19 protein-coding genes are annotated in these 21,723 nt (G+C 61.1%); 6 read left to right on the forward strand and 13 right to left on the reverse strand.

Features of this window, described 5'->3' with window-relative positions; all coding sequences use genetic code 11:
* Positions 1–48: 48 nt before the first annotated feature.
* From TU73_RS06675 to hflK (TU73_RS06690), 4 genes are read right to left on the reverse strand one after another with little or no spacing between them, the layout of a single operon-like run.
* Positions 49–1,935 (reverse strand): cation-translocating P-type ATPase, encoded by a 1,887-nt coding sequence (locus TU73_RS06675; protein ID WP_057011534.1) that lies wholly within the window; start codon positions 1,933–1,935, stop codon positions 49–51.
* Positions 1,932–2,966 (reverse strand): protease modulator HflK, encoded by a 1,035-nt coding sequence (gene hflK / locus TU73_RS06680; RefSeq protein WP_057011535.1) that lies wholly within the window; start codon positions 2,964–2,966, stop codon positions 1,932–1,934. Before hflK (TU73_RS06680) ends, TU73_RS06675 begins: the two co-directional genes overlap by 4 nt.
* A complete protein-coding gene (hflC, locus tag TU73_RS06685) occupies positions 2,963–3,958 on the reverse strand; it encodes a protease modulator HflC (protein ID WP_162252761.1) in 996 nt (331 codons plus the stop codon). The genes hflK (TU73_RS06680) and hflC overlap by 4 nt, the downstream gene beginning before the upstream one ends.
* A gap of 9 nt (positions 3,959–3,967) precedes the next feature.
* Entirely contained in the window at positions 3,968–5,893 is a 1,926-nt protein-coding gene (gene hflK, locus TU73_RS06690) for a protease modulator HflK (protein ID WP_057011536.1), read from the reverse strand.
* A gap of 309 nt (positions 5,894–6,202) precedes the next feature.
* Between hflK (TU73_RS06690) and TU73_RS06695 the strand changes: the two genes are divergently transcribed.
* From TU73_RS06695 to TU73_RS06720, 6 genes are read left to right on the forward strand one after another with little or no spacing between them, the layout of a single operon-like run.
* The gene (locus TU73_RS06695) at positions 6,203–6,826 is read left to right on the forward strand and encodes a CDP-alcohol phosphatidyltransferase family protein (RefSeq protein WP_057011537.1); all 624 of its coding nucleotides are present in this window, start codon (positions 6,203–6,205) and stop codon (positions 6,824–6,826) included.
* Between the two features lie 10 nt (positions 6,827–6,836).
* Positions 6,837–8,585, forward strand: coding sequence for a bifunctional alpha/beta hydrolase/class I SAM-dependent methyltransferase (locus tag TU73_RS06700; protein ID WP_057011538.1), 1,749 nt, complete (start codon positions 6,837–6,839; stop codon positions 8,583–8,585).
* A 2-nt stretch (positions 8,586–8,587) separates the two neighbouring features.
* Positions 8,588–9,886, forward strand: coding sequence for a phosphatase PAP2/dual specificity phosphatase family protein (locus TU73_RS06705; protein WP_057011539.1), 1,299 nt, complete (start codon positions 8,588–8,590; stop codon positions 9,884–9,886).
* Positions 9,876–10,319 (forward strand): hypothetical protein, encoded by a 444-nt coding sequence (locus TU73_RS06710; RefSeq protein WP_057011540.1) that lies wholly within the window; start codon positions 9,876–9,878, stop codon positions 10,317–10,319. Before TU73_RS06705 ends, TU73_RS06710 begins: the two co-directional genes overlap by 11 nt.
* Positions 10,320–10,328: 9 nt before the next feature.
* Positions 10,329–10,949, forward strand: a complete 621-nt coding sequence (locus TU73_RS06715; RefSeq protein WP_057011541.1) for a lysophospholipid acyltransferase family protein — start codon at positions 10,329–10,331, stop codon at positions 10,947–10,949.
* A gap of 1 nt (position 10,950) precedes the next feature.
* Positions 10,951–11,883: a phosphatidate cytidylyltransferase gene (locus TU73_RS06720; RefSeq protein WP_043048213.1), complete on the forward strand. Its 933-nt coding sequence runs from the start codon at positions 10,951–10,953 to the stop codon at positions 11,881–11,883.
* Positions 11,884–12,051: 168 nt separating this feature from the next.
* Here the strand turns inward: TU73_RS06720 and TU73_RS29310 are convergent, their stop codons facing one another.
* The 9 genes from TU73_RS29310 to TU73_RS06770 all read right to left on the reverse strand — a co-directional run bounded on the left by TU73_RS29310 (position 12,052) and on the right by TU73_RS06770 (position 21,720).
* Positions 12,052–12,417 carry an avidin-fold protein gene (locus tag TU73_RS29310; protein WP_057011542.1) on the reverse strand — a complete coding sequence of 122 codons (366 nt, stop codon included), beginning with the start codon at positions 12,415–12,417 and terminating at the stop codon, positions 12,052–12,054.
* A gap of 83 nt (positions 12,418–12,500) precedes the next feature.
* Entirely contained in the window at positions 12,501–14,333 is a 1,833-nt protein-coding gene (gene glmS, locus TU73_RS06730; protein WP_057011543.1) for a glutamine--fructose-6-phosphate transaminase (isomerizing), read from the reverse strand.
* 10 nt (positions 14,334–14,343) lie between these two features.
* Positions 14,344–15,111 (reverse strand): DeoR/GlpR family DNA-binding transcription regulator, encoded by a 768-nt coding sequence (locus tag TU73_RS06735; protein ID WP_043048216.1) that lies wholly within the window; start codon positions 15,109–15,111, stop codon positions 14,344–14,346.
* Between the two features lie 239 nt (positions 15,112–15,350).
* Positions 15,351–16,718: a bifunctional UDP-N-acetylglucosamine diphosphorylase/glucosamine-1-phosphate N-acetyltransferase GlmU gene (gene glmU, locus TU73_RS06745; protein WP_057011545.1), complete on the reverse strand. Its 1,368-nt coding sequence runs from the start codon at positions 16,716–16,718 to the stop codon at positions 15,351–15,353.
* 123 nt (positions 16,719–16,841) lie between these two features.
* Positions 16,842–17,258 carry a F0F1 ATP synthase subunit epsilon gene (locus tag TU73_RS06750; RefSeq protein WP_003195825.1) on the reverse strand — a complete coding sequence of 139 codons (417 nt, stop codon included), beginning with the start codon at positions 17,256–17,258 and terminating at the stop codon, positions 16,842–16,844.
* A 44-nt stretch (positions 17,259–17,302) separates the two neighbouring features.
* Positions 17,303–18,679, reverse strand: a complete 1,377-nt coding sequence (gene atpD / locus TU73_RS06755) for a F0F1 ATP synthase subunit beta (RefSeq protein WP_003195827.1) — start codon at positions 18,677–18,679, stop codon at positions 17,303–17,305.
* A 27-nt stretch (positions 18,680–18,706) separates the two neighbouring features.
* On the reverse strand, positions 18,707–19,567 hold the full coding sequence (gene atpG / locus TU73_RS06760; RefSeq protein WP_005792602.1) for a F0F1 ATP synthase subunit gamma: 861 nt from the start codon (positions 19,565–19,567) through the stop codon (positions 18,707–18,709).
* A 50-nt stretch (positions 19,568–19,617) separates the two neighbouring features.
* Entirely contained in the window at positions 19,618–21,162 is a 1,545-nt protein-coding gene (gene atpA, locus TU73_RS06765; RefSeq protein ID WP_003195831.1) for a F0F1 ATP synthase subunit alpha, read from the reverse strand.
* 21 nt (positions 21,163–21,183) lie between these two features.
* Positions 21,184–21,720: a F0F1 ATP synthase subunit delta gene (locus tag TU73_RS06770; RefSeq protein WP_015886646.1), complete on the reverse strand. Its 537-nt coding sequence runs from the start codon at positions 21,718–21,720 to the stop codon at positions 21,184–21,186.
* Between the last annotated feature and the right edge of the window lie 3 nt (positions 21,721–21,723).

The raw sequence follows: 21,723 nt of genomic DNA on the forward strand, positions 1-21,723 counted from the left end.
AGTGAGGCCCCTTATCGGCGTTACAGCTGTGAGCAAATTTTTCCGAAATTAATCCTCAAGCTTCAACAGCGGCTCCTGGAAGCGCAATAAACGCCCGGCGTTACCCAGCACCAGCAAGGTGCTGAGGTTATGCAACACCGCCGCGATCATGGCGCCCGCCGCACCGAGCCAGCCAAACGCTGCGAACACTACAATGGCCAGGGTCCAGCCCAAGCCGATGATCACGTTCACCTGCAACGTCTGCCGGCACTGGCGGCTCAAGCGCACACAGGTGCCCAGGCGGCGCAAGTCGCTGCCGATCAACACCACGTCCGCCGACGCCAGGGCGATATCCGCACCGCCCGCGCCCATCGCCACGCCGACCACACCGGCCTTGAGCGCCAGGGAGTCGTTGATGCCATCGCCCACCACCATCGGCCGGAAGCCGCTGCTGATTTCCCCCAGCACGCGGTTGAGCTTGTCTTCCGGCAGGGCCTGGGCTTCGACATCACTGATGCCCACATCCAGCGCCAGGCTGTCGGCCACGCTTTGGCGGTCACCGGTCAGCAGCAGCTGGCGGCCCAGGCCCAAGTCGCGCAGTTCTCGCAGGGCCTGGCGCGCTTCCGGCTTGACGCTGTCGGCCAGCAACAGCCAGGCCAGGAACTTCCCGTTCAAGGCCAGCCCGGCGATCGGGCCGTCATGGGTGGGAACGCCGGTAGTGACGATGCCCAACTGTTCGAACAATTCCGGGCGCCCGAGCGCCGCTTCGCCCTGCTCGGTCTGTGCTACCACGCCCAAGCCCTGGCGCTCGCGGATGTCGGTAAGTACCAGCATCTGTTCCTGGGTCGCCAACCCCGCCAACGCTCGGCTGACCGGGTGACTGCTCGCCGAACCGAGGCTGGCCGCCAGGTTCAGCAGCGCCTGGCGATCCGGCGCGGTGGTGTCGATAGACTGCAGGCGCAAAGTGCCAAAAGTCAGGGTGCCGGTCTTGTCGACCACCAGCGACGTCAGGTCGGCCAGCTCTTCAAGGAACGCAGAGCTGCGAATCAGAATCCCGTGGCGCGCCGCCACGGCGATCCCGGCAATCGCTGTGGCCGGCGCCGACAACACCAGGGCGCACGGGCACGCCGCCACCAGCACGGCGAGCATGGCCTGGGCGTCATTGGTGACAAACCAGGTCACCGCCGCCAGCAACAGTACCAGCACCATATAGCTGCCGGCATAACGCTCCAGCAGCCGGGTGATCGGTGGTTTGGAACGCTCGGCGTTCTGCATCAGTGCGATGACTTTGCCCAGGGTCGACTCATTGCCGGTGCGCGTCACTTCAAGGCGCAACAAACCATCGAGGTTGATCGCGCCTCCAAACACCTGCACGCCGACGCTGGCTTCCAATGGCACCGACTCGCCGGTAATCGGCGCCGTGTCCAGGCTCGCCTGGCCGGACAGCACTACACCATCGGCCGGCACGCGGTCACCGGCGCGCACTTCGACGATATCGCCGGTGTTCAGGGTGCCGTTATCCACTTCGGTAATGGTGCCGTCCGCCTGCACCAGGCGGGCGTGGCTGCGGGTGAGTTTGCCCAGGGCATGGATCGCTTCCTGAGAGCCGATCACGCTGCGCTCTTCCAGCACATGCCCGAAGATCATGATGATCGGCAACAGCGCCGCGGTGAGCAGATCGCCGGTAGCCCAGGCGCCGAGCATGGCCAGGGCAATCAATTGGTCGGTAATGCCGTGCAGGCTCGGGAAGCGCAGGCTGTACCAGGCCGAACGCATCACCGGCACCGCCACCAACAACGAAGCCACGCCCAGCAGCAACTGGCTCACGCCGCTCTGGTCCGGCGCCAGCCAGCGCCAAACCAGGCCCAGTACCAGCAGCCCCAAGGCGAGCATGGCCAGGGTCAATTGCCGGGCAGCGCTACGCTGTTCGGCGGAAGTCAGCATGGGTGCGCTCATTGTTCGGCTCCCTGGATGATCAAGCGGGAGTCGTCCTTGGGGTCGACCGTGGTGACGGAACCGGCCTGGCCGAGAATCTTCGGCATGCGCTCGCGGTACAGGCGCAACAGCAGGCCTGGGTCTTTTACCCGGGCCAGGCTGGCGACGGTAGCCGTTTGCGCCTGGGCATTGGCCAAGCGTTCGCTGGCCTGGGCGTGGGCGACCTGCACCTGGCGGTCAGCTTCCTGATTGGCGCTCTGGGTGAGTTTTTCCGCTTCGGTGCGCGCATTGGCCACAGCTTTATCGGCTTGCTGGCTGGCGGTCAGCACCGCATTGAAAGCATTCACCGCCGGGCTCGGCAGGCTCGATTGCACATCGACGCGGGTGACTTCGATGCCCAGGCCCAAACCGCTGGCGGCCAACTGCGCCAGGCGTTTGTTAATGCCCTGCACCAGATCGCCGCGCAGCCGCTCACGGCGTTCGGCGGCGCCATTGTCGCTGCCGATCAGCTCCGGGCGGGCTACCAGGATGGTGTCCAGATCCCGCGCCGCGGTGAGGGCCACAGCGCTGCGGGTCACCAGCCGATCCAGGGCAGGCAACACATGCTCGCCTTGCAATACGAAAGCGTAGGGCTCGGTCACCTTATAGAAAACCCGCACGTCCAACTGCACCACCCCGGCATCGCCAGTCAGCAGATAACCGGAGCCGGCCAGGGCATCGCTCAACGGCGTAGCAAAACTGGCCACGCGATCAGCCTGCAGCGCCGCGTCGGAACGTAGCAGGTTGTCTACCCGGCGCTCGATCACCCGGTCCGCCGCTGGCAGCAACACCACCTGCTCGAAGGGCTGCGGCCAGGCCAGCAACAACCCGGCGTTCTGAATGCGATCAAGGGCGCCGAAGTGCAGGACCACGGCGCGATTCTGCGGGTCAATCTGACGCACATTGGAAAAGGCCCAGGCCAACGCCGCCAACACGGTGACCGCGTACAGCGCCAGGAACGTCAGGCGCCCGGCCTGGATCCATGGGCTGTCCGGGCTGTCACGCTCGCTCATGGCTGGATGTCCTTCGGCCCATCCACCAGGGCGCGGAACGGCGCAGCGTCGGTGCGCAGGATGATCTTGGTGCCCGGCGTAACCACGGTGCCCAAGGTGTCCAGCGAGCGCAGCAGGTTGTACAGCTGTGGATTACCGGCGTAGGCGCGGCCATAAATCTGCGCGGCTTCGACCCGCGACTGCGCTTCGATATCGGCGGCTTTCACCGTGGCATCGGCCTGCACGATGCGCGCATCACGCTCGGCGGCGGAGCGGATCTGCGCCGCCTCGCGCTTGCCCACGGCAGTGCGCTCGGTGGCGATGGTTTCACGCTCGGCACGCATGCGGTCAACGGTGGCGGTGAGGGTCACCGAAGGCAACGTCAGGCGCTCGATGCCGACTTGGGCCACACGCACGCCATAGGTGGTGAGTAACTGCTGATCAATCTGCTGGCGCAACTGCGCTTCGAAATCGGCGATGCGCACTTGGCTGGCATCGGTATTGATCAGGCTGGACAGGTCAAAGCTGGCCGCGGTGGTCTCCAGCGCTGAACCGACGAAGGTGCGGATCTGCCGTGCCGCTTCATCCGGCTGGTTCTGCACCGCGCGCATAAAGCGCTGCACATTGTCGGCATCGCCCTGCACCTGCCACGCCACATAGGCCTGCACGATAATCCGCAGGCCATCGCGGGTGCCAACGTCCTGCAGGCCGCTGGACGTGGTGCGCAAGCGCAGGTCCACCGGGATCGCCGCTTCGAACGGCGCTGGCCAGCGCCAGCCCAGGCCCGGTTCCAACAGCACCCGTGCGGGGTTGCCGAAGCGGGTAATCACCGTGGCCTCGCCGGAGCGCACCTGCACAAGGCTTGCCGCTGCCACGGCAAACAGCACCAGCAATACCGCCCAGGCCATACGACGCCAGGGAAAAGGCCCGCTCGCCTGCTCATCGCCGTGATGGTGATGGTGGTGGCCGTGATGATGGTGATGACCGTGATCGTGAGAATGAGCGCTCAACAGACAGACTCCTTATTGAACGGCTTTGCGCGGCACCGACGGGTCGGCGGGCAAACTAAAAGAACGCAGATCGATCGTCGGCGCACTGTCGGCGCCCAAACGATGATCCAGAATAAGCAGCTTGGCGTGGGCCAGGCCCTGGCTCAGTTGGCCCAGGTACTGTTCCAGCACGAAGGCCTGGCCGGCGGCGGCGTAGGCTTTTTGTTCGGCGGTAAAGCGCAGGTTCGCCGCTTGCGCGCCGGCATTCACCTCGCGGGCGTTGGCCTGGGCTTGATCCCGGGCAGTGCTGGCTTGCAACAGCGCTTGGTTGGTCTGCTCGCTGGCTGCACCGCGTTCCCGGGCGATCAGGGCCTGGGCGCCGATCTGCGCGGCTTGCACACCGTGGTAAGCGTTGGCGGCTCCAGCGGGCGGATGAATCGCTTCGACCACCGTGGCAAGGATCTCCACGCCACTGTCGAGTGTTTGCAGATCGGCTTGCACGCTGCGACCAATTTCGTCGGCGAGGCTGGTGCGTTGTTCACCGAGCAATTCGTCAAGGGTGCGCGAGGCGAAGTCATGCACCAGGATGCGGCTGGCGGTGCTGCGGATCAGGGTCGGGATATCAGCGCTGTTATAGGTGGCGGCGAGCGCGGCCTGGTCGGTAAGGCCGATACGGTAGACAAAACGCACGTCCATATTGACGATCTGGAAGCCCTGCTTATCGCCGCTGCTGCTGGCAATGACCTGGGATTTGTCATTTACATGGCTGGCGTCCCACAGGCGGTCGGCGATCAACGGCGCCGGGCCTTCGGCAGCGGCCAACGGCGCAGTGGCGGCTTCACTGACGCTGGTCGCCAGCTCATGCACCACGCCGTTTTCGACGTTCAGCACACGGCCCAAGGGCCACGGCAAACCCGCATGCAGGCCGGGGCCGAACACCTCGACCGGTTTGCCAAAGCGCTCATAAATCCCACGGCCTTGCAGGGGCACCTCATGCACGCCGGTCAGCGCCCAACCGACCGCCAGCACCACCAGCAGCACCGGCAAAAACGCCCGACGCATGTAGGTAAAGGCCCAGATCTGGCGCAGATCGATACCGAAACGGTTGTGCAATTCATGCTGCAACGCCAGCAAGGGTTGTGGCGGCCAACGCAGCAGGCCGGCGATGAAACTCTGCGCCATCAAGCGCGGTTCGAGACGCGGCTGGCGTGGGCTGAACAGCGACAGTAAGCCTCTGAGCAGGAATTCCAACGCCACCAGGGCCGGCAACAGGCCGACAAGTGTCGCCAGACGCAGCGGCCAAACCGACTCGGCATTGGCGAACAGCAGGCAGATTGCACTGACCACCAGGCAGATAATCGCCACCCGGCTCAACTGCGCCAGCTGTGTAGCTTCGGGCCATTGGGCTGTAGTTTCCTGGGCGAGGCGACGTTCGAACACCAGCAGACCGAACGCCAGTGCCAACGCCAGCGCCGCGCCGATGCTTGCCGATTGACCGATGGCCGCAGCGGGCAAGGCCAGGTTCCAGAACTGGGTAACACTGACCAACGCCAGCAGCGACCAGCCACCCAGCCACAATACCGGCGCGCCGACCTGGGCCAGCAAACCATTGCCGAAACGGTTGACCAGGCCCTTGTGCCAAGTGGTGGGCTCGCTGGGTTCTTCGAACAGTTCAGCGCTTGGCGCCTCCAGCGCCTGGGCGCGCCAATCGGCCACCCACCAGGCCGACTGTAACCCGGCTACCAGCACCAACAGGGCCGAAGCGCAGTTGATCAACACCACCGGCCAGATCGACAGTGGCGCAAACAACGCCACGAACAACGCCAGTACCCAAGCACTGATGGCCAGGGCCGTCAGGCTGATACCGGCCTGGCGCAGTCGACGGGCATGGAACAACCCCTGCTGAAAACGCGGAAGGCCCTCTACCGAAGCGCCGTCAGCTTCTAGATCCACTTGCATCCACTCAACGCCCGCGTGTACATAATTCGTTACGATATAACACGAAGCGTGAAATTTTTGTTTGCTTTTGAATCCAACCCAAAACCCTTGTGGGAGGGGGCTTGCCCCTAATGGCATTGGGTCAGTTGGTGGATGTGTGGCTGATGCACCGCTATCGGGGGCAAGCCCCCTCCCACATTTATCTCACCGTCTTCTCCGAATTGTGACTAACCCCCTATAAACACGAGCCATCACTGGTGTCGGCTGCGATTAGTCGGCACACTTCAAAATAGTTTTTTGCGGGTTCACGGACAAGGAAGCGCCACCCCCATGATTTCCATCTACCAACTCAAACCGCGGTTCCAGAACCTGCTGCGCCCCCTCGTGCAGCGTCTTTATGACAACGGCACCACCGCCAACCAGATTACCGTGCTGGCGGGGGTGATTTCCTTGCTGGTCGGCTTGCTGATCGCTGCTTTCGCCCAGCAGCTCTGGCTGTTTGCGCTGATCCCACTGTGGATGATTGTGCGCATGGCGCTCAACGCCATCGACGGCATGCTCGCCCGGGAATTCGGCCAGCAGTCGCGCCTCGGCGCCTACCTCAATGAGCTATGCGATGTGATCGCCGACAGCGCGTTGATCCTGCCCTTTGCCTTGATACCCGGCGTGAGCCTGGCGCCGGTATTGCTGGTGACGCTGCTGGCGGTATTCAGCGAATACGCCGGGGTGCTGGGGCCGATGGTGGGTGCATCGCGCCGCTACGACGGGCCGATGGGCAAGAGTGATCGGGCCTTCGTACTCGGTGTGCTGGCCACCGGCGTGGCGCTGGGCTGGCTCGGCGCCGGCTGGGTCGATGCGGTGATGTGGCTGGTGGCTGCCCTGCTTGCCTACACCTTGGTCAACCGGGTGCGTCAGGGCCTCAAAGAACAACAACACCCTTCCCCTTCTGCATAAGGATTTTGCGATGCGCGAACAGCAAGAGCACACCTTCAGTACCCATGATGGCGTCGAGCTTTTCTACCGGCACTGGCCGGCTACGGCCGCCACCGGGCCGCGCAAGGCAATCCTGTTGTTCCATCGCGGCCATGAGCACTCCGGGCGTATTGCCCACCTGGTAGATGAACTGGGCTTGCCGGAGTTTGATTTTTTCGCCTGGGACGCCCGCGGCCACGGCCAATCGCCCGGCGAGCGCGGCGACAGCCCCAGCTTTGCCACCAGTGCCCGTGATGTGCAGACCTTCTGTGACCACATCGGCGCCACCTACGGCATCGAAGAGCAAAACCTCGCCGTGATCGCCCAAAGCGTCGGCGCGGTGATCGCGGCCACCTGGGTCCACGACTACGCGCCAAAGATCCGCGCCCTGGTGCTCGCCTCGCCAGCCTTCAAGGTCAAGCTGTACGTACCCTTCGCCCGCCCGGGCCTGGCCTTGATGCGCAGGTTTCGCGGCAACTTTTTCGTCAACAGCTACGTCAAGGCCAAGTTCCTCAGCCATGACCCGGAGCGCGTGGCGTCATACGACAGCGATCCGCTGATCACCAAGGCTATCTCGGTGAATGTGCTGCTGGGGCTGTACGAAGCGGCCGACCGAGTTGTAGCCGATGCCCAGGCGATCCAGGTGCCGACCCAACTGCTGATCTCCGGCTCCGATTTTGTGGTGCACCGTAAACCCCAGCAGCAATTTTTCGACCGGCTTGGCAGCCTGAAAAAAGAGCTGCATATCCTCCCCGGTTTTTTCCACGACACCCTCGGCGAACGTGACCGTGCCGTGGCCGTGAACAGCGCCAAGCGCTTTATCCTGCAGAACTTCGCCCACCCGCTGGATCGCGCCTGCCTGCTGGACGCCGACAAACTCGGCGCCACCTGTGCCGAATCCGAATCCCTTGCCGCACCGCTGCCACGCAATTCCCTGCGCGACCTGTACTGGCGCATGACCCGCGCCAGCATGGGCCTGGGCAGGAACCTGTCGGACGGAGTAAAGCTGGGCTTCGACACCGGTTTCGACTCCGGCAGCACCCTGGACTACGTGTACCGCAACAAACCCACCGGCAAGGGCGGCCTGGGGCGGATGATCGATACCAACTACCTCAATTCCATCGGCTGGCGCGGTATTCGTCAGCGCAAGCTTAACGTCGAGGAGTTGCTGCGCCTGGCCATGGCCAAGTTGCGTGATGACCATTGCGAAGTCCGTATCGTTGATATCGCCGCCGGCCACGGCCGTTACATCCTTGAAGCCTTGCAAGGTGTGTCGCCGTTGCCGGAATCGATCCTGCTGCGCGACTACAGCGACATCAACGTGCGCGACGGTGGCGCGTTGATTCGCGAGAAGGGCCTGGGAGACATCGCCCAGTTCGTCAAAGCCGATGCGTTCGACCGCGCCGACCTGGCCGCCCTGGAACCCAAGCCGACCCTGGCCGTGGTGTCGGGCCTGTATGAATTGTTTGCCGATAACGCCATGGTCAGCGGTTCACTGGCGGGCTTGGCCGAAGCCGTGGAACCAGGCGGTTACCTGGTGTACACCGGCCAGCCATGGCACCCGCAACTGGAACTGATTGCCCGCGCACTTACCAGCCACCGCCAGGGCCAAGCCTGGGTAATGCGTCGCCGCAGCCAGGCGGAAATGGACCAGTTGGTCGAAGCCGCGGGCTTTCGCAAGATCACCCAGCGGGTGGATGAGTGGGGCATCTTTACGGTCTCTCTGGCACAGAAGATCTGAACATGCGTGAACCCGGTTTATTGAAACCAGCGGTCCTCTGGCTGCTGCTGTTGGCGCCGCTGTTTTTCAGCACTTACGGCTTTGCCACCTGGGTCACCAGCCAGCGCAGCGACGTCGGCACGCTGGTATTCGGCTGGGAAACCCATATGCCGTTCTGGGCCTGGACCATCGTGCCCTATTGGTCCATCGACCTGCTCTACGGCTTCTCGCTGCTGTTGCCCAATACCCGTCATGAGCTGAAACAACATGCTCTGCGCCTGCTGAGCGCGCAGGTTATTGCCGTCAGTTGCTTCCTGATCTGGCCACTGCGCTTCACTTTCGAGCGGCCGGAACTGGACGGCGTGTTTGGCTGGCTGTTCGCGGTGCTGGCAGGTTTTGACAAGCCATTCAACCAGGCACCGTCCCTGCATATCGCGCTGCTGGTGATCCTGTGGGTGATGTACCAGCGGCACACTCAAGGATTCTGGCGCTGGGTAGTGCATGGCTGGTTTGCGCTGATCGGCGTTTCGGTACTGACTACTTATCAACATCACTTTATCGACTTACCCACAGGCGCCCTCGCCGGATGGTTATGCGTGTGGCTATGGCCCATAGAACACCCAAGCCCTTTGTTGAATGCGCGACTGACGCGGGACACCCAACGCTGGCGGCTGGGCATGCGCTATGGGCTGGGCGCGTTAATACTGATGGTGCCTGCCGTCGTACTCGGCGGCGGCTGGCTGTGGCTGCTGTGGCCGGCGGTTTCCCTGGGGTTGGTCAAGGCCAATTACTTCGTGCTAGGCGCGTCAGGCTTTCAAAAACGCGAAGACGGTCGTCTTAGTCCCGCCGCACGCTGGCTGTATGCCCCTTACGTGGCTGGCGCGTGGATCAACTCGCGCCTATGGACATGCAGACACCCACAGCCCGACATGATTGTGGATAACGTCTGGCTTGGGCGTATTCCCACATCGCAACAGCAGGGTTCATTCAAGGCTATTGTCGATCTGTGCGCCGAGCTGCCGATTAATCCACAGCGCCGCGCGTATGCCTGCGTGCCAGTACTTGACCTGATCGCACCGACCCCCGAGGAGTGCCTGAAAGCCGCGCATGCTATCGAGCAACTGCGCCAGCACGGGCCTTTGCTGGTGTGCTGTGCCCTTGGTTACTCCCGCAGCGCTACCGCCGTTGCCGCCTGGCTGCTGAACACAGGGCGCGCCGCCACGGTTGATCAAGCGCTGGCTATCATTCGTACAGCACGGTCCAATGTGGTCCTGCACCCTGCGCACCGAGAAGCTTTGGAGGGTTTGCCCCATGCCCGCTGATATGGAACTCCAGGTGGTCGCCAGCCTGCTGCGCCGTGGCCAGTCGCTGGATCAGTTATCCACAGGCCTGACGCTGCTCGGCGTACTGTTCGGCCTTGCCCAGCTATTGTTGGCCAGTATCTCGACGATCTGCCTGCTGCTGGCCCTGTGGATGATCGTACTGGGCCTGCTGCAAAAATATTGGGCATTGCGCGTGGCCTTCGACGCCGACCTGTTTGCCCTGCTGGCCCGCGACACTACACGCACACCGGACCTCGACCAGGCCCTGCAAACCCTTGGCTTGCAATCACCTAAACGAGCCGGTCGGCCCTGGAGCGAACGTCGTCGTGGCGCGCTCAAACTGTTGCGCAAACAAGCCTGGCTGCTGGGCGCGCAAGCGCTGCTGACCCTGGGCGTCATCCTCGCCAGCCCTTGGCTGCCTTTCGCCGGATAAGGAATCCCCATGTTCGAACCCGTGGTCGCCACGCTGATTACTTCCATGGCCCGCACCGTCACTGGCGCCCGCAGCCTATGGCTGGGGTGCGCGCCGGTGCCGGTGCAACGCATCTATTACGCCAACCACAGCAGCCACGGCGACTTCGTGCTGGTATGGGCGTCGCTGCCGCAGAACCTGCGCAAGTTCACGCGTCCGGTGGCCGGCAGTGATTACTGGAACAAGAGCGCCCTGCGCCGCTACATCATCAACCGCGTGTTCAATGGCGTGCTGATCGACCGCGAGCGCAAGGAGCCTGTGGATAACCCATTGCAGCCCATGCTCGCGGCGCTGGAAGGCGGTGACTCGCTGATCATCTTCCCGGAAGGCACGCGCAATCTGGAGGATGGCTTGCTGCCCTTCAAGAGCGGCTTGTACCACTTGGCAAAAAGTTACCCACAGGCCGAACTGGTGCCCGTGTGGATAGCCAACCTTAACCGGGTCATGCCCAAGGGTCGTGTACTGCCATTGCCCTTGTTATGCACAACCAGCTTCGGTGCTCCCCTGCAATTGGAAGAGGGCGAAGACAAAGCCGCATTCCTTGCCCGTACCCGCGACGCCCTGCTCGCCCTTGCCCCGGAGCATTCCTGAGATGGATAGCCAAACCCTGATGTTATTCGGCGGCATCGGCGCGATCCTGGTCATCGCCTCGCTGATCGGCCTGATCCTCAAGCTGCGCACCCGTGGCAGCCCAAATGCGGTGATCGACAACCTCAACGCCCGCATCAACGCCTGGTGGGTGATGGTGGTGGTGATCGGCATCGCCTTCTGGCTCGGCACTGGCGCGGTGATCCTGCTTTTCTACGCCGTGTCGTTCTATGCCCTGCGCGAATTCCTCACCCTCACCCCAACCCGGCGTAGCGACTACCCGGCCCTGGTGGCCGCGTTCTACCTCGCCCTGCCGCTGCAATATGTGCTGATCTACGCCGACTGGTATGGGCTGTTCTCGATCTTCATCCCGGTGTACGTGTTCCTGCTGCTGCCGATCCTCGCCTCCTTGGGCGGCGACAGCACGCACTTCCTGGAACGCGCCTCGAAGGTGCAATGGGGGCTGATGATCGCGGTGTTTTGCGTGTCCTTCGTACCGGCTCTGCTGACGTTGGACATACCAGGCTACGAAGGCCGCAACCTGCTGTTGATCGCCTACCTGGTGATCGTGGTGCAACTATCGGACGTGCTGCAGTACGTATGCGGCAAGCTGTTCGGCAAACACAAGATCGCGCCCAATCTGTCGCCGTCCAAGACCGTGGAAGGTTTTGTTGGCGGCATTCTGTTGTCATCCCTGATCGGTGCCGCTTTGTGGTGGACCACACCGTTCAACCCGTGGCAGTCGTTCCTGATTGCGCTGTTGATCAACTTGCTGGGCTTTGCCGGCGGGATCGTGATGTCGGCGATCAAGCGTGACCGCGGCGTGAAAGACTGGGGGCACATGATCGAAGGGCACGGCGGGATGCTGGATCGGCTGGATTCGGTGTGCTTTGCGGCGCCGATCTTCTTTCACCTCGTACGTTACTGGTGGACCTGAGCCACTTCTTTCTCAAACCCGATGGAGATCAAAATGTGGGAGCTGGCTTGCCTGCGAAAGCGCTGGTGCAGTAACAGAGGCAGCCACTGACACGCCGCCTTCGCGGGCAAGCCCGCTCCCACAGGGGATTTGCGCTTACCTGTAGGTTTTGTGGTGCTTTCAGGACTTCTAGCCAGCGATCTCGACATAGCTAGACTCTCCGCCTCCTGTCGCACCCGATAGCCAGCCCCAAACGAAACTCAGCGTTGTGCGCCCGGCATGATCAACGCCTACCGTGCCACGCGACCACCCCGCGAGCAGTTCCCCGTCCAGGGTTACGCACTGATAAAGCAGCTCGATTGTATCTGGACCGGTCACCCGCCCGACCTGCGTTCCCAGGCGAATTCGGCCACCCTGATAAGTGCTCGAAATCATCCCGTCTTCGACTTTGTAATGAAACACGGTGCCGGTACCGGACAACCCTTGGGCGTTATTCGCGACCACGAACCGACGATTGTGCAAACGTGCTTGGATAGCGGCAGAAGGGCTTGGCATCAATATGAATCCTTGAATTGAGCGAATCCAAAACGAAAAAAAGGGCTGTTTAAAACAGCCCCTTTTGGGTACATCAGTAAGGCTTACTCCACCGTCACCGACTTCGCCAGGTTACGCGGCTGGTCAACGTCGGTGCCTTTGAGCACGGCGACGTAGTACGACAGCAACTGCAGCGGGATGGTGTAGAGAATCGGCGACAGCGTGTCGTGGATGTGCGGCATGTTGATCACGTGCGTGCCTTCACCATTGGTCATGCCGGCCTTCTCATCGGCGAAGACGATCAGTTGGCCGCCGCGGGCGCGTACTTCCTGCAGGTTGGACTTGAGCTTCTCCAGCAGTTCGTTGTTTGGCGCAACGGTAACCACGGGCATGTCGTCATCCACCAGGGCCAGCGGGCCGTGCTTCAGCTCACCGGCCGGGTAGGCTTCAGCGTGGATGTACGAGATTTCCTTGAGTTTCAGCGAGCCTTCCATTGCCACCGGGTATTGCGCGCCACGGCCGAGGAACAGGGTGTGGTTCTTGTCGGCGAACAGTTCGGCGACTTTTTCCACGGTGCCGTCCATGGCCAAGGCTTCGCCCAGGCGGGTCGGCAGGCGGCGCAGTTCTTCCACCAGGGTGGCTTCGACACCTTCGGCGAGGGTGCCGCGTACTTGGCCCAGGGACAGGGTCAGCAGCAACAGGCCCACCAGTTGGGTGGTGAAGGCTTTGGTGGAGGCCACGCCGATTTCGCGACCGGCCTGGGTCAGCAGGGTCAGGTCGGATTCACGCACCAGAGAGCTGATGCTGACGTTGCAGATTGCCAGACTGCCGAGGAAACCCAGCTCCTTGGCGTTGCGCAGAGCCGCCAGGGTATCGGCGGTTTCGCCGGACTGGGAGATGGTCACGAACAGGGTGTCGGGCTGCACCACCACCTTGCGATAGCGGAACTCGCTGGCGACTTCGACTTGGCATGGGATGCCGGCCAGTTCTTCCAGCCAGTAACGGGCGACCATGCCGGCGTGGTAGCTGGTGCCGCAGGCGACGATCTGCACATTGCGCACTTTGGCGAACAGTTCAGCGGCTTGCGGGCCGAAAGCGTTCACCAACACTTGGTTCTGGCTCAGGCGACCTTCCAGGGTGCGTTGCACCACGGACGGCTGCTCGTGGATCTCCTTGAGCATGAAGTGGCGGAATTCGCCCTTGTCAGCGGCTTCGGCACCGTCGCGGTATTGCACGGCTTCACGCTCGACGGACTGCCCGTTAACGTCCCAGATCTGCACGCTTTCACGACGGATGTCGGCAATATCGCCTTCTTCCAAGTACATGAAGCGGTCGGTCACCTGGCGCAGAGCCAGTTGGTCGGAGGCGAGGAAGTTCTCGCCCAGGCCCAGGCCGATTACCAGTGGGCTGCCACTGCGTGCAGCAACCAGGCGATCAGGCTGGCTGGCGCTGATCACGGCCAGGCCGTAGGCGCCATGCAGTTCCTTGACCGTGGCCTTGAGGGCGGTGGTCAGGTCGCTGTGGTCCTTGAGTTTATGGTTGAGCAGGTGGGCGATGACTTCGGTGTCGGTGTCCGAGGTGAAGACGTAGCCCAGGCCCTTGAGTTGCTCACGCAGCACTTCGTGGTTCTCGATAATGCCGTTGTGCACCACCGCCAGGTCACCGGAGAAGTGTGGGTGAGCGTTACGCTCGCACGGCGCTCCGTGGGTGGCCCAACGGGTGTGGGCAATCCCCAGGCGGCCTACGAGCGGCTCACCGGCCAGAGCCTGGTCCAGTTCGCTGACCTTGCCTGGGCGGCGCATGCGCTCCAGCTTGCCGGCGTTAGTGAAGACGGCAACACCGGCGCTGTCGTAGCCGCGGTATTCGAGGCGCTTGAGGCCTTCGATCAGGATGGCAGTAACGTTACGTTCGGCGACTGCGCCAACAATTCCACACATGGTGCTTCTCCTAGATGATTGCCGCGCATATCAGCGTAATGCCGCGGGCTTGGATCTGGTCGCGGGCCTCAAGCGGCAGGCGATCATCGGTAATAAGGGTATGGACGCTGCTCCAGGGCAGCTCCAGATTGGGAATCTTGCGGCCGATCTTGTCGGACTCGACCATTACCACCACTTCACGGGCGACCTCGGCCATGACGCGGCTCAGGCCCAGCAGCTCGTTGAAGGTGGTGGTGCCGCGTTGCAGATCGATGCCATCGGCGCCGATGAACAGTTGATCAAAGTCGTAGGAACGCAGCACCTGCTCGGCGACCTGGCCCTGGAACGAGTCCGAATGCGGGTCCCAGGTGCCGCCAGTCATCAACAACACCGGTTCGTGTTCCAGTTCGCTCAGGGCGCGGGCCACGTTCAGGGAGTTGGTCATCACCACCAGGCCGGGCTGATGGCCCAGTTCGGGGATCATGGCGGCGGTGGTGCTGCCGCTGTCGATGATGATGCGTGCGTGTTCGCGCAAACGCACCACTGCCGCACGCGCGATGGCGCGCTTGTAAGCCGAGATGGGTTGTGCGGCGTCGCCTACCAGCTCCTGGGGCATGGTGATTGCGCCACCGTAGCGACGCAGGAGCAGGCCATTGCTTTCGAGGGCGGCCAGATCCTTGCGGATGGTCACTTCCGACGTTTCGAAACGCTTGGCCAATTCGTCCACACTGACTTCGCCCTGTTCATTGAGCAGAGTGAGGATATTGTGGCGCCGTTGGGGTGTATTTCGTTTCGACATGGTAATGATAAGTTTCGTTTCGAAAGATAACGAAGGCAATCAAAACCTATTGGCGAAAGATCGTCAAGGGGCGGAGGGCATTTTTATAGAGCTTTCGGACATGCCACTAAACAACTGTGGGAGCTGGCTTGCCTGCGATAGCGGCGTGTCAGGCGACATCACTGTTGAATGTCAGACCGCTATCGCAGGCAAGCCAGCTCCCACAGGAGAGCCCATCAGCCCATCGAACTGTGGATAACTCAGGTCTTTTTGATTTTGACCGGGCGTTTCCAGCCGTCGATGTTGCGTTGGCGAGCGCGGGCAACGGCCAACTGCGACTTATCCACATCCTGGTTGATGGTGGAACCTGCCGCGGTGTTTGAACCATCACCAATGGAGACTGGCGCAATCAACGAGTTGTTGGAGCCGATAAATACGTCTTCACCAATAGTCGTCTGATATTTATTGGCGCCGTCGTAGTTACAGGTGATAGCGCCAGCACCAATGTTGCTGCGGGCACCGATCACTGCATCACCGAGGTAAGCCAAGTGGCCGGCCTTCGCGTCGTCACCCATCTTCGCGTTTTTCAGCTCGACGAAATTGCCAACGTGCGCCCTGGCGCCCATCACTGTACCCGGACGCAACCGTGCAAACGGCCCCGCATCGCTACCCTCGCCCATCACGGCACCGTCGATATGGCTGTTAGCCTTGACCACCACGCCTTTGCGCAAGGTGCTGTCCTTGATCACGCAGTTCGGGCCGATCACCACACCGTCTTCAATGATCACGCGGCCTTCGAGGATCACGTTGATATCAATCAGGATGTCGCGGCCCACCGTCACTTCGCCACGCACATCGAAACGCGCCGGGTCACGCAGGGTCACGCCCTGGGCCATCAGGCGCAGGCCCTCGCGCAGTTGGTAGTGACGCTCCAGCTCTGCGAGCTGCTTGCGGTCGTTGGCGCCCTGCACTTCCATCGGGTCGTGAGGCTGTTCGGTGGCGACCAGCAGGCCGTCACTCACCGCCATTTCGATCACATCGGTGAGGTAGTACTCGCCCTGGGCGTTGTTGTTGGACAGGCGGCTCATCCAGTCGCCCAGCTTATCGGCAGGCACGGCAAGAATGCCGGTGTTGCCTTCAGTAATGGCGCGCTGGGCTTCGCTGGCATCTTTATGCTCGACGATAGCGGCAACCTTGCCGTCGGCATTACGCACAATGCGGCCGTAGCCGGTAGGGTCATCCAGCTCAACGGTGAGCAGGCCCATCTGGCCAGGCACGACATGCTTGAGCAGACGTTGCAGGGTTTCCACTTCAATCAGCGGTACATCGCCGTAGAGGATCAGCACCGTCTCGGCGGTGATGAAGGGCACAGCCTGCGCGGTGGCGTGGCCGGTGCCCAGCTGCTTGTCTTGTAATACGAAATTCAAGTCGTCCGCAGCCAGGCGCTCACGTACTACATCGGCACCGTGGCCGATCACCACGTGAATACGCTGAGGGTCCAACTGCCGGGCACTGTGGATAACATGACCCAGCATGGAGTTGCCGGCTACCGGGTGCAGCACCTTGGGCAGGGCCGAACGCATACGAGTGCCCTGGCCTGCGGCGAGAATGACGATTTCAAGAGACATGAATGGCTACCAATCCTGGGCGGTCCGGGTTCAGACCAAAGAAGTGTTTTGCAAAAAAAGAAAAAGGGTAGCCGAGGCTACCCTTTTTAATCAATCACGCATCAAGCAAAACGGCGTGGCCGCTTACTTCTTGCGGATCTGCTGGAGAGTACGCAGCTGGGCTGCGGCCTCGGCCAGACGGACTGCAGCAGCGCTGTAGTCGAAGTCTGCGCCTTTTTCGTTCAGCGCCTTCTCGGCAGCCTTGACGGCTTCCTGAGCGGAGGCTTCATCCAGGTCGCCAGCACGTTGCACGGTGTCGGCAAGTACCTTGACCATGTTCGGCTGAACCTCGAGGAAACCACCGGAGATGTAAAACACCTCACGTTCCCCGCCTTGCTTGGTCAGAGTGATCGGACCTGGCTTCAAGCTTGTGATCAGCGGGGCGTGACCCATGGCGATACCAAGATCACCCAGGTCACCGTGCGCTGTTACAAACTCGACCAGACCGGAGAAAATTTCCCCTTCCGCGCTGACGATATCGCAATGGACTGTCATAGCCATCTGATTGCCTCAACCTGATGAGCGCCCGTTTCCGGGCGCCAGGATTACAGTTTCTTGGCTTTCTCGATCGCTTCTTCGATGCCGCCGACCATGTAGAACGCTTGTTCTGGCAGGTGGTCGTAGTCACCGTTGAGGATGCCTTTGAAGCCAGCAATGGTGTCTTTCAGGGAAACGTATTTACCCGAGGCACCGGTGAAGACTTCAGCCACGAAGAACGGCTGCGACAAGAAACGCTGGATCTTACGAGCACGGTTTACCAACTGCTTGTCGGCTTCCGACAGCTCGTCCATACCCAGGATCGCAATGATGTCCTTCAGTTCTTTGTAGCGCTGCAGCACGTACTGAACGCCGCGAGCGGTGTCGTAGTGCTCCTGGCCGATCACGTTCGGGTCCAGCTGGCGCGAAGTCGAGTCGAGTGGATCGACCGCTGGGTAGATACCCAGGGAAGCGATGTCACGGGACAGAACGACGGTGGCGTCCAAGTGGGCGAAGGTGGTGGCTGGCGACGGGTCGGTCAAGTCATCCGCAGGTACGTATACCGCTTGGATGGAGGTGATCGAACCTTCCTTGGTCGAAGTGATACGTTCTTGCAGAACGCCCATCTCTTCAGCCAGGGTCGGCTGGTAACCTACTGCCGAAGGCATACGGCCCAGCAGTGCGGATACTTCAGTACCGGCCAGGGTGTAACGGTAGATGTTGTCGACGAACAGCAGAACGTCGTTACCTTCGTCACGGAACTTCTCGGCCATGGTCAGGCCAGTCAGGGCTACGCGCAGACGGTTTCCCGGCGGCTCGTTCATCTGACCGTAAACCAGTGCCACTTTGTCCAGAACGTTGGAGTCCTTCATCTCGTGGTAGAAGTCGTTACCCTCACGAGTACGCTCACCCACACCTGCGAACACGGAATAACCGCTGTGCTCGATGGCGATGTTACGGATCAGTTCCATCATGTTTACGGTCTTGCCTACACCGGCACCACCGAACAGACCGACTTTACCGCCCTTGGCGAACGGGCAAACCAGGTCGATAACCTTGATGCCGGTTTCCAGCAGGTCGTTGCCGCCCGCTTGTTCTGCGAACGAAGGCGCGGCGCGGTGAATGCCCCAGCGCTCTTCGGTGGCGATCGGGCCAGCTTCGTCGATCGGGTTGCCCAGTACGTCCATGATCCGGCCCAGGGTCGCTTTACCGACCGGTACGGAGATGGCAGCGCCAGTGTCGACAACGTCCAGACCGCGCTTCAAGCCTTCGGTGGAACCCATCGCAATGGTACGAACTACGCCGTCGCCCAGCTGCTGCTGAACTTCCAGGGTAGTTTCCGCGCCTTGTACTTTCAGCGCGTTGTAGATGCTCGGTACGCTGTCGCGTGGAAATTCCACGTCGATAACGGCGCCGATGATTTGAACGATACGTCCGCTACTCATAGCTGGATCCTCTGAATATTTGAACCGTTAAACCGCGGCAGCGCCGCCGACGATTTCCGAGATCTCTTGGGTGATCGCAGCCTGACGCGCCTTGTTATAGATCAGCTGCAAATCGCTGATCAGATCACCGGCGTTATCGGTAGCGTTTTTCATCGCGATCATCCGCGCCGCTTGTTCAGCTGCGTTGTTCTCGACCACCGCCTGGTACACCTGCGACTCCACGTAGCGCACCATCAAGCCGTCAAGCAGCTCTTTGGCGTCTGGTTCGTAGAGGTAGTCCCAGTGGTGCTTGAGTTCCTGATCCGGGGTCGCCACCAGTGGAATCAATTGCTCCACGGTTGGCTGCTGGGTCATGGTGTTGATGAACTTGTTGGATACCACGGACAGGCGGTCAATCCGGCCTTCCAGGTACGCATCCAGCATCACCTTCACACTGCCGATCAAATCATTGATCGACGGCTCTTCACCCAGGTGGCTGATAGCTGCAACGACGTTACCGCCGAAGTTGCGGAAAAAGGCCGCACCCTTGCTACCAACAACACACAGATCAATCTCGACGCCGTTTTCGCGGTTTACCGCCATGTCCTTGACCAGGGCCTTGAACAGGTTGGTATTCAGACCACCACACAAACCACGGTCACTGCTCACTACCACATAACCTGCACGCTTGACGGCGCGCTCGATCATGAACGGGTGGCGGTATTCCGGGTTGGCGTTGGCCAGATGCCCAATTACCTGGCGGATACGCTCCGCATAAGGACGGCTAGCAGCCATGCGCATTTGTGCCTTGCGCATTTTGCTGACCGCCACTTTTTCCATGGCGCTGGTAATTTTTTGCGTGCTTTTGATGCTCGCAATCTTACTGCGAATCTCTTTTGCGCCTGCCATGTAACACCTATCAGGTTAGCAAGCGGGAGCCTTGCGGCTCCCGCTGCGGCTTACCAGGTTTGGGTGGCCTTGAACTTCTCGATACCGGCTTTCATGCCAGCGTCGATATCGTCATTGAAGTCACCCTTCACGTTGATCTTCGCCATCAATTCGGCGTGATCGCGGTTGAAGTAAGCAATCAGCGCTTGTTCAAAGCTGCCGACCTTGGCGATTTCAACGTCGGTCAGGAACCCACGCTCAGCGGCATACAGCGACAACGCCATGTCAGCGATCGACATCGGGGCGTATTGCTTCTGCTTCATCAGCTCGGTAACGCGCTGACCATGCTCAAGTTGCTTACGGGTCGCTTCGTCCAGGTCAGAAGCGAACTGGGCGAATGCCGCCAGTTCACGGTACTGAGCCAGAGCGGTACGGATACCACCGGAGAGCTTCTTGATGATCTTGGTCTGAGCGGCACCACCCACACGGGATACCGAAACACCGGCGTTCACAGCAGGACGGATCCCGGAGTTGAACATGGCCGATTCCAGGAAGATCTGACCGTCGGTGATGGAAATCACGTTGGTCGGAACGAACGCGGAAACGTCGCCAGCCTGGGTTTCAATGATCGGCAGTGCGGTCAGGGAACCGGTTTTGCCGGTCACTGCGCCGTTGGTGAACTTCTCTACGTACTCTTCCGAAACGCGGGATGCGCGCTCCAGCAGACGGGAGTGGAGATAGAACACGTCGCCTGGGTAAGCTTCACGGCCTGGTGGACGGCGCAGCAGCAGGGAAATCTGGCGGTAGGCCACTGCTTGCTTGGACAGATCGTCATAAACGATCAGCGCGTCTTCACCGCGGTCGCGGAAGAATTCACCCATGGTGCAACCGGAGTACGGTGCCAGGAATTGCAGCGCAGGAGATTCCGAAGCACTGGCAGCCACGATGATCGTGTTGGCCAGGGCGCCGTTTTCTTCCAGCTTGCGAACCACGTTGGCGATGGTCGATTGCTTCTGACCGATGGCTACGTAGACGCAGAAAATGCCGCTGTCTTTCTGGTTGATGATCGCGTCGATCGCCAGGGCGGTCTTACCGATCTGACGGTCACCGATGATCAGCTCACGCTGGCCACGGCCGACTGGGATCATGGCATCGACAGCCTTGTAGCCAGTTTGTACTGGCTGGTCTACCGACTTACGCCAGATCACGCCTGGAGCAACTTTCTCGACCGCATCGGTCTCGGTGTTGCCCAGTGGACCTTTGCCGTCAACAGGATTACCCAGTGCGTCGACTACGCGACCCAGCAGTTCCTTACCAACCGGAACTTCCAGGATGCGGCCGGTGCACTTGGCGCTCATGCCTTCAGCCAGACTGGTGTACGCGCCCAATACAACGGCACCTACGGAGTCTTGCTCCAGGTTGAGGGCCATACCGTAGACGCCGCCCGGAAACTCGATCATCTCGCCGTACATGACGTCGGCCAGACCGTGAATCCGCACGATGCCGTCAGATACGCTGACGACAGTGCCTTCGTTACGGGCTTGGGAGGTCACATCGAGCTTGTCGATGCGGCCCTTGATAATTTCACTTATTTCGGAAGGATTGAGTTGCTGCATTGCTCTGCTGCCCCTTCAAACTCAAGATTTCAATGCTTCGGCAAGTTTCGCGATTTTGCCGCGAATCGAGCCATCGATAACCAGGTCGCCGGCACGGATAACAACACCACCAATAAGCGATGCGTCCTCCGAAGCTTGCAGGCGCACTTCCCGATTGAGTCGTGCACTGAGAACCTTGGCGAGTTTGTCTTGCTGTTCTTGGTTCAATGCGAAAGCACTGGTCACTTCAACGTCTACCGATTTCTCTGCTTCGGCCTTGTACAGGTCGAACAGAGCGGCGATCTCCGGCAATAGCGGGAGACGGTCGTTTTCGGCAACGACGTGGATGAAGTTCTGCACCTTCACATCAAACTTGTCGCCGCACACTTCAATAAAAGTGGCGGCCTTGTCTGCGCTCGTCAGGCGCGGGGCCTTGAGCACGCGCTGCATGGTGTCGTCTTGCGACACTGCTGCAGCCAGGCCGAGCATGGCTGACCAAGAGGCCAGCTGCTGGTGGGCCTGGGCGTGCTCGAAGGCTGCCTTAGCATAAGGTCGGGCCAACGTGGTCAGTTCTGCCATGAT

It is taken from the genome of Pseudomonas libanensis (assembly GCF_001439685.1).
GTDB lineage: Bacteria > Pseudomonadota > Gammaproteobacteria > Pseudomonadales > Pseudomonadaceae > Aquipseudomonas > Aquipseudomonas libanensis.

Excerpts from the sequence above, each read along its gene's own strand:
- TU73_RS06675 (WP_057011534.1), bottom strand. The coding sequence starts at position 1,935 with ATGAGCGCACCCATGCTGACTTCCGCCGAACAGCGTAGCGCTGCCCGG.
- hflK (WP_057011535.1), bottom strand. The coding sequence starts at position 2,966 with ATGAGCGAGCGTGACAGCCCGGACAGCCCATGGATCCAGGCCGGGCGC.
- hflK (WP_057011536.1), bottom strand. The coding sequence starts at position 5,893 with ATGCAAGTGGATCTAGAAGCTGACGGCGCTTCGGTAGAGGGCCTTCCG.
- TU73_RS06695 (WP_057011537.1), top strand. The coding sequence starts at position 6,203 with ATGATTTCCATCTACCAACTCAAACCGCGGTTCCAGAACCTGCTGCGC.
- TU73_RS06700 (WP_057011538.1), top strand. The coding sequence starts at position 6,837 with ATGCGCGAACAGCAAGAGCACACCTTCAGTACCCATGATGGCGTCGAG.
- TU73_RS06705 (WP_057011539.1), top strand. The coding sequence starts at position 8,588 with ATGCGTGAACCCGGTTTATTGAAACCAGCGGTCCTCTGGCTGCTGCTG.
- TU73_RS06710 (WP_057011540.1), top strand. The coding sequence starts at position 9,876 with ATGCCCGCTGATATGGAACTCCAGGTGGTCGCCAGCCTGCTGCGCCGT.
- TU73_RS06715 (WP_057011541.1), top strand. The coding sequence starts at position 10,329 with ATGTTCGAACCCGTGGTCGCCACGCTGATTACTTCCATGGCCCGCACC.
- TU73_RS06720 (WP_043048213.1), top strand. The coding sequence starts at position 10,951 with ATGGATAGCCAAACCCTGATGTTATTCGGCGGCATCGGCGCGATCCTG.
- TU73_RS29310 (WP_057011542.1), bottom strand. The coding sequence starts at position 12,417 with ATGCCAAGCCCTTCTGCCGCTATCCAAGCACGTTTGCACAATCGTCGG.
- glmS (WP_057011543.1), bottom strand. The coding sequence starts at position 14,333 with ATGTGTGGAATTGTTGGCGCAGTCGCCGAACGTAACGTTACTGCCATC.
- TU73_RS06735 (WP_043048216.1), bottom strand. The coding sequence starts at position 15,111 with ATGTCGAAACGAAATACACCCCAACGGCGCCACAATATCCTCACTCTG.
- glmU (WP_057011545.1), bottom strand. The coding sequence starts at position 16,718 with ATGTCTCTTGAAATCGTCATTCTCGCCGCAGGCCAGGGCACTCGTATG.
- TU73_RS06750 (WP_003195825.1), bottom strand. The coding sequence starts at position 17,258 with ATGGCTATGACAGTCCATTGCGATATCGTCAGCGCGGAAGGGGAAATT.
- atpD (WP_003195827.1), bottom strand. The coding sequence starts at position 18,679 with ATGAGTAGCGGACGTATCGTTCAAATCATCGGCGCCGTTATCGACGTG.
- atpG (WP_005792602.1), bottom strand. The coding sequence starts at position 19,567 with ATGGCAGGCGCAAAAGAGATTCGCAGTAAGATTGCGAGCATCAAAAGC.
- atpA (WP_003195831.1), bottom strand. The coding sequence starts at position 21,162 with ATGCAGCAACTCAATCCTTCCGAAATAAGTGAAATTATCAAGGGCCGC.
- TU73_RS06770 (WP_015886646.1), bottom strand. The coding sequence starts at position 21,720 with ATGGCAGAACTGACCACGTTGGCCCGACCTTATGCTAAGGCAGCCTTC.